The 2,661-nt window shown below is 60.1% G+C and carries 1 protein-coding gene; it reads left to right on the top strand.

Translation table 11 applies throughout. The features are described from left to right. Nucleotides 1-106: 106 nt before the first annotated feature. The coding region (locus tag ALO64_RS22145) for a toxin VasX (RefSeq protein ID WP_054991803.1) at nucleotides 107-2,661 on the top strand (2,555 nt) is incomplete at its 3' end.

Raw genomic sequence — 2,661 nt, forward strand, 5'->3', positions numbered from 1 at the left:
TGTCTACACCCTCTTAGCTCTCACGGCATTCAACTAGCCCAACTGTCTGTTTCTGTCTGGGCCTCGACGGTATCGATCACCAACGCCAGCACAGGGAATTCACACAATGACCAACGGCAGCCTTAGCGCTGGACCATCCTGCGAAATGGACAAACTGATCGTCCAGATCGTGGGTAAGGATCATTCGGAACAGCAGCAGGTTTTGCTGCTGGGTTCTGATGGAACCCGTATCTATTCACCCAAATCAGAAGTGCTGGAAAGGGAGCTGTTCAGCAGCACCCTGAAGGTCTGGGATCACATCGAGGGCACGCACCTTCATCTGCAGATCGCGACCCTTGAAGGCGAGCCGATTCGCCTGCCGTTGCTCAGCGGCACGAAAGTCACGCCGCGACAGGCCGATGCGCAGTTCAACCAGATCGTTCCGGTATTACCGTTCGTGGCATTGCCCGGTTCGAAAACGGTGGACGATATGGGTACACCGGTGCTGGCTCGCGGGGGTTATGTGTATGTGTTTTATCAGGAGAAGCTGTGGCGCGAGCTGGAGATCCACGTCAGCGAAAACGGCAACACGTATCACGACATCGACGTGGCCCGATATCGTCAGCAAAGCGGGTTTCTAGCGGGCGAGCGCAAGGCCACTGGCCAGGCACTTGAGGACATCTGGCTGCCGGCACTCTGGAACAACCGGCACGTGCAGACGCTACAGCTGTGTTTCTCGGAAATACAGCTCAGCGCGGCACGCCTTGAGCGTCTGGAAAAAGACGCGGTTTCAAGAGATCAGCGCTGCACCAGCCCTGACCTGAGCGGGTCGAAAAAGCGCTTCACGGACCTGTACAAGGGCAAGCCCGATGGCAAGGCGATGCTTGATGCGTTTTCCGGCTTTGATGCCAAAAACCCTTTCGCCCAGGCACTCATCGCCCCGATCAAGGCGACCCGGCTGAATCTGCAATACAACGCGTTTCCGGTCAGCCTGGCTGCACCGCAGCGCGCCCGCCAGCCCGGTTATGAAAGGCTGCTCGATCATCCGGCGCGGTATCTGTGTGATCTGTCGGGGCAGTTTCCGGTCGAGTCCTTCAGAGAAGCCAAGGCATTTCTCGCTCAGGCTGGCAGAGGTGTTGCTGTGCAGGATGTCAGGCACCTGGAAATGACCGCTATGGCCGATGCGCTGCTCGCCAGTCTGCCGGTCGATGACGTTGCCGAGCCCGTCGATGCGGGCGTGCTCTGGGAAGCGCAGGCCGGTGTCGTCGATGTGTTGGACAAAGCGCGGCAGCGGCAGGTCTGCGGCGTGCTGCTGGACGATGCCTGCTATCGCCTGCGTCATCTGCGGCAACGTGTCGATACGTGCCAGCAACTGTTCGCGCTGTGCGCCCGACACGCCGTTCTTCACCCACACCATGCCAGCGCGTTGCTGGTGCAACAACTGGTGGTGCCGCGCAGTATTCGCGGTCAGGAAAACCCGCTGCATGCGGCGATGGCCAAGCTGCATGAGCCTGGCAGGCGAGCGATCAACCAATGCACTGCCACGGTCCAGCGCGCGGTGGTCTGGCGGCACATGCTCAGTGCTCAGGACGCGCTGGTCGCCAGCCTTAAACAAAGCGCCACGGAGCAAATGCTGGCGGATCACCTGAGCCTTGAAGGTTTCGACTACGTGGCGGCGATGTATGAATTGAGTCGGACGCTGGCAACTCTCGCGCTGCTGCCATCCAACGTCGATCCGTTGGCATCCGGTGGCGACATGGTGGATGCGGTCACGGGTGTTGGGCTATGGGATCAGGCCGTGAGCCTTGGGCAGAAGTTTTTGAACCAGATCGCCAGCGATGACACATCGCCCCTGCACCTCATGCTCTGGCCCGAGTGCGATCTACAGACCGCTTGCGCGCCTTATGTCGTGCCGGTTACAGATGATGAGAACAAAGGCGACGGCCGTTTTCGCGCCACCGAACTGGCCCGTTTCGAGACTCAGCCAGCGCCTGACCCCATCGCCCAAGTCACACTGGACGCCACCACCCTCGCTAACTTGCTGGCGGGCGACAGCCTGCAGAACTTCTTCCTGATCAACAACGGCAAAGCCACAACAGCGGCGCTGGTCGGGATCTTTGAAAACCTGCAAAGCGCCGCAGATGGCGCTGCGAACGCCGTCGCCAAAGCCAGCCAGACTCTTGCGTCAGCCAAAGGTAATGCAAACAGCGCCAATGCCAACGTCCGGTCGGCAAACGACCGACTGGCCCAGATGCAAAAACGCCTCGGTGCAAACGCCGACAAGATCAACGTCAACCGCCAGGGCCGAGGCGTACAACAACTGCGCAGCATGATGCCCGAGCATTTTGGTGCTGCTTTCCTGATCCGGCGCAATCAGGCCACCCCACAACACTACGTGTTCGGCCTGGAAGACCTGCCCGGCAGAGAGTCGCTGCCAAAAACACGTTACGGCGAATACCTGAGACCCGACGGAACGCCCTTCGGCGACATCGCCCCACCGCATCCCTCTTCTACCCCCCTGCCCAAGGGCGACCATCTGGTACTGGTGATTCCCCGCGGCCACAAAACCGCGCAGGTGGTCGGCGACATGAACCGAACGCTAAAAAAAGCTCGTGAAGCGGCCGGTGCGTTGGGTGACGCGGAAGGGGGTCATGTTCGGGCGATGAACCGCCCCGGGTTTCT

This window comes from Pseudomonas meliae (assembly GCF_001400515.1).
In the GTDB taxonomy this organism is placed as follows: Bacteria; Pseudomonadota; Gammaproteobacteria; order Pseudomonadales; family Pseudomonadaceae; genus Aquipseudomonas; species Aquipseudomonas amygdali.